This is a genomic window from Quyinboa ferrireducens (genome assembly GCF_042436675.1).
Taxonomy (GTDB): Bacteria; Bacteroidota; Bacteroidia; order Bacteroidales; family UBA5342; genus JBHJHP01.
Window position 1 is genome coordinate 1 of record NZ_JBHMVA010000035.1, and the last position, 4,909, is coordinate 4,909.

The 4,909-nt window shown below is 31.7% G+C and carries 6 protein-coding genes; all 6 read right to left on the reverse strand.

All coding sequences use genetic code 11. The features are described from left to right. Window positions 1–862: 862 nt before the first annotated feature. A complete protein-coding gene (locus tag ACE01N_RS20005) occupies window positions 863–1,405 on the reverse strand; it encodes a DUF4348 domain-containing protein (RefSeq protein ID WP_380592766.1) in 543 nt (180 codons plus the stop codon). Between the two features lie 161 nt (window positions 1,406–1,566). Beyond that, a complete protein-coding gene (locus tag ACE01N_RS20010) occupies window positions 1,567–2,232 on the reverse strand; it encodes a hypothetical protein (protein WP_380592768.1) in 666 nt (221 codons plus the stop codon). Window positions 2,233–2,415: 183 nt separating this feature from the next. Beyond that, window positions 2,416–3,087: a tetratricopeptide repeat protein gene (locus ACE01N_RS20015; RefSeq protein ID WP_380592770.1), complete on the reverse strand. Its 672-nt coding sequence runs from the start codon at window positions 3,085–3,087 to the stop codon at window positions 2,416–2,418. Between the two features lie 154 nt (window positions 3,088–3,241). Then, window positions 3,242–3,817 carry a hypothetical protein gene (locus ACE01N_RS20020; RefSeq protein WP_380592772.1) on the reverse strand — a complete coding sequence of 192 codons (576 nt, stop codon included), beginning with the start codon at window positions 3,815–3,817 and terminating at the stop codon, window positions 3,242–3,244. 208 nt (window positions 3,818–4,025) lie between these two features. Continuing rightward, window positions 4,026–4,682, reverse strand: coding sequence for a GPP34 family phosphoprotein (locus ACE01N_RS20025; protein WP_380592774.1), 657 nt, complete (start codon window positions 4,680–4,682; stop codon window positions 4,026–4,028). Between the two features lie 8 nt (window positions 4,683–4,690). Then, window positions 4,691–4,909: hypothetical protein (locus ACE01N_RS20030; protein ID WP_380592775.1), on the reverse strand; the 219-nt coding region annotated here is incomplete at its 5' end.

The window sequence follows — 4,909 nt, forward strand, 5'->3', positions numbered from 1 at the left end:
TCAATAATATGTATGTTGTAAGTCGTTTCATTTTATTGTGCACAACGTTCCCGCGGTATGGTGTCGTGGCAGTTTCTGTCCGATAGGATAGGAACTGTCAGGACGAAAAGTGCTTTGCGCGAACGTTGATATTTTTTGTTTAAAAGTGCTGCCATGCACTATACCGTGTGTTAGCGGCTGGTTTTCTTTTTTAATATTTATATATTTTTATCCCGAATATTCTGTTTAAATCAATGTAATTGTAGTTTGTAATATTTTTAATATAATCGGCGTTTTCACTTACAATTCTTTTGCCTCGCTGGTAATCTAATGTGTCTAATGCACTATATTCCAGTAGTAAAGAGTCATTTTTTTTATAAGCTTTGCATTTTCATTCCAGCCAATTAACTGATAATCATTATAAATAGAGATCTTAAAATCAAGGCTGTCAAAGGTATTCCAAATAATACCAAAATAATTTCTGTGATTAACAGTCTTGATATAGTTTTTATGTGGAGTTGTAACCCCAAAGTATCTTCCTGGTATTATATAGCAATTATTTCCAATTCGTTGCCAAATTGTTATGTATTCTGTCCTGTCTCTACTATATATAAAATGTCTTTTGTAGTCAATCTGATAATACGCAAAGAGAGCTAAAACAATCAATAAAAAAATTAGAAACTTTCTTTTTCGATTAATTTTCATGTTTAGTTTATAATCTTTTTAAACTTGCCGCTAACGTTCCCGCGGTATGGTGTCGTGGCAGTTTCTTTCACCCGTGAAAGGAACTGTCAGGACAAACGGTGTTTCAGCGAACGTTGAATTATTTGGTTTAAAAATACTGCCATGCACTATGACCGCGTGTTACCAGTAGTATTTTTTATTAGTCTCCTAATTGTTCTTTTTTTATTAAATACCATTTCCCGTCAATTCCTTTGAAAAAGTATTTGGAATCTCCTCCGCTTTCAACTCCATACCAATGAAGCAACCTCTCATTTGTTGGTTTAAGTTTTAATTCAAAATTGTCATAAATCTGAGTTCTTTCATTTGCGAAATTGATATAAAATGGATCATACTGCCATTTATCTTTTATTATTTGAATTGTGTCAATTTCTCCTCCTAAATCTACATCTCCATAAGGTGTTTTCCCCCAGGTAATGTATTTAAGAGGAAACTTAATTCTGCTGGTTTGAAAAGCTGAATCAGTCATAAATTTCCAAAAGAATGAGTCAAAGTCTTCGTTGTCAAAGTCGATATTTTCAGTCTTTGAATTAACATTATTTGTTTTTAGGAGTTCAATTTTTACTTTTTCTAATTCCACAGATAAACTGTCAATCTGATGTTTTAATTTATTCTCATTGTCTTGCTTGCCGTTGCTACAAGCAACTAATAACATAAATAGTATCGGTATGTATTTGGATTTCATCTTTATTAATATTACTGGTAACGTTCCCGCGGTATGGTGTCGTGGCAGTTTCTTTCCGATAGGATAGGAACTGTCAGGACGAAAGGCGCTTGCAGCGAACGTTGAATTATTTTGTTTAAAAGTACTGCCATGCACTATGACCGCGTGTTGCCTGCAGTTTTTTATATCTCGTCATTTGGTCTATCTGATATATAATTTGGGAATTTTCTAATTGACAATTTAAATATATAGTAAAAGAACCTCTTTGAGATATTAATACTTTCATCGCAAAAATTTTCCTCAGTCATAATAGAACTATTAGCTAAGACTTTGAGAGAAGAGTATTTTTTAGCTAGACGTAAAATAAGTTCTTTATATTTATTTACAAATTCAAAAGTTCCATGTGAATGAACCATTGCATTTCTTACCGCTAGCAAACATTTAAGATCAAAAATTTCTTCTCTTGAGAAATCAGTATTTATATTAATAACTTCCTTATCTATGATTTTTAGATAGTCAAGAATACTGTTAATAGGTTTATAATTTAATAAATCTTTGTCGAGTATTTCCCCCCATGTAATTATAAAATACTTTAGGTAAAATTCAGAAATAGAGCAAACTGTTATTATAAAAGAACTCCTAAAAGTCTCACCATATGAAGCTGCATAATAATATTCAAAGAAATCTGATGAGTAATATTTAAGGCCTGGTCCTATCTTTTTTTCAGTTTGGTTAACAAAATCATGTATGTGTTTAAGAAATGCTTCTAACTGGATAAAATGATCAGAAATCTGTGAATATAGAAATCTAAATTCTGAATTTGCTTCATAATGATTTATTTCATTCATTACTAATAAAGTGTTGAGATTACTTTTTAGCTAAAATTGCAGGCAACGTTCCCGCGGTATGGTGTCGTGGCAGTTTCTGTCCGATAGGATAGGAACTGTCAGGACGAAAGGCGCTTGCAGCGAACGTTGAATTATTTGGTTTAAAATAACTGCCATGCACTATGACCGCGTGTTGGCGTGTCGTTATTTTTTACAATATTTTTCAATCATTTCTTTTGCATCTGGGTCTCCTAATTTTTCAGAATTCTCAAATGCTTTACAAGCTTCGTCATTCATGTTATAGGCTAAATAAATTAATCCAATCCAGTAGTGACAAGCAGGTTTTTCATAATTGGCTTGAAGACAGAATTTAAAATCGTCAAAAGCCAATCTAACGCTGTCAATATTATATCTTGCAATTCCTCTTTCAAATCTGATTTCTTCCATTCCGACATCAAACTCAAAACCATTATCAATTAATGAATTATCAACTTTGTCTATATATATCAATTCACCACCTTTGGTTTTAATTGCTTTTTCAAAATCATCAATCGCTCCATGATAATCATCAAGTCTTTTCTTGTTTTTTCCTCTGTTTAAATAAGCTAAAGCATTGTCAGGATCAATCTCAATAATTTTGGAATAATCCTCAATTGCTCCTTTATAATCCTCCAAAATTGATTTGTCAACACCTCTATTAATCAACGCGTAAATATTTTGAGGATCTTTCTCAATAGCTTTATCCAGAAAAGAAATCGCTTCTTTATATTTTCCTTCTTTTTCAAGCTTTTGAGCTTCTCCATTATAGTATTCAGAGGATTTAAAATCACAAGAAACCAAAGTCAAAATTATCAATATGTATGTAATTGCTCTCATGTTCGTTTTAATGCACGCCAACGGATGGCGGTATGAGTAGTGCGGGGTTTCGAAGCACTTACCTATCAAACCGTTGCTATGTTTATTAAATGTACCATGTTGAATTACCCACTCCGCCCCGCATTACTTATGACCGCGTGTTGGCAAACGTAATTTATAATTTAAATTCAACATCAATCTGTTCTGTAAATTCTTTGTCATCAGATGTTTTACAACTAAAAGTAACTTGATATGTTCCACTGTCGAATTTTACTTTATTAATAAAATCATCACTAAAGTCAATAACTTCATCGGCTCCTGCACTTTCAAATGACATTGCTGTCTCAAAAATATTAATCTCATTTTTAATTTTATCTATTGAGAAAATATTCTGACCAGCGTCTATCGTATCATTATTAAATATAAATTGTCTATCAAAAGTAATTGAATATGTGTCAATTAACAACTCATTGTCACATGTTTCCCGTTTGGTTAAAGCATAACAATTTTGAATTAATTCAATATTTATCAAATTTGCAATGTATTCTTTGTAAGTTGAAATTACAAATATTATATCCTTCTCAAAAACAGAAGTAGAATTATAATGATTGAATCTAGGTTTGTCTCCATAATAATCTAATGAAGCTCCTAAAAATCTTATATTAGAGATTACATAATGCGGCTCATTACAACTTACTGAAAATATTATTATTAATAAGTAAATTGCTAAAATTGAAATTAGTTTTTTCATTTTTTAATCTTTTTATCCTACTGTACATTAAATAAAATAGCTGAAGATTCTCAATTATGTTTGCCAACGTTCCCGCGGTATGGTGTCGTGGCAGTTTCTTTCCGACGGGAAAGTAACTGTCAGGACGAAAAGAGTTGGCAGCGAACGTTGAATTATTTTGTTTAAAAATACTGCCATGCACTATGACCGCGTGTTGTATGGAGTTTTTTTAATTTCCTGCTGCAAGTGCAATTCCACCTTGATTAGCAGCATTCCTTATCTTTTCAATTATTTGCCCAATTTTTTTATATTGTCTATTTTTCTGTACAAGATTGGATAACTTTTCTTTACAATATCTATATTCACTATTATTGCTACAAATTACTTTAAAAGATTCACTTAAATAGAGTAAAGTCAATATTGGATAATCCTCTTGGTCTGGAATACGACCTTTGAAAATTATTGATCTTAAATGATCGAGAACTTCGCTAATTATTTCTTTTTTAAGCTTTTTATATTCCCATTTAAAAAGTAGAAATCTTCCCTGTTTAATTTCAAAAAGTTCTTTAGAGTATAAACTTTGACGTATTTCTTTTTTGTAACGGTCACTTCTTTCCATTAATCGAGTAATCCAAGTTGAAATTTTCAATTGGCGAGATTTCCCATTAATTCTCGAAAGAATATCTTTATGTAAGTTACCTAGCTCTGTATTAGTAGTTTTGCTAAATATTTTATTATTCGATATTTCAATAGATTTTTCTTGTATAAGATCAATGAATACAGAACTAATAATTCCAGCACCAATAGCTTTGCTATTAATTGTCCAACCTGCTTTTAATGGATAATTTGTCAATATGTAAAATTTCTCAATTGTACTTAGGTCCATTTTTTGTTTTAATTAAATTCCATACAACGTTCCCGCAGTATGCTGTCGTGGCAGTTTCTTTCCGACGGGAAAGGAACTGTCAGGACGAAGTAGCCCGACTGCGAATGTTGAAATATTTTATTTAAAAGTACTGCCATGCAGTATGACTGCGTGTTGTAAATAGTGCCTTCTTTTGTTCTCTCACGGGTGCTCTTTAAATTGATGCTCCACAAATTAAACACTCCGGC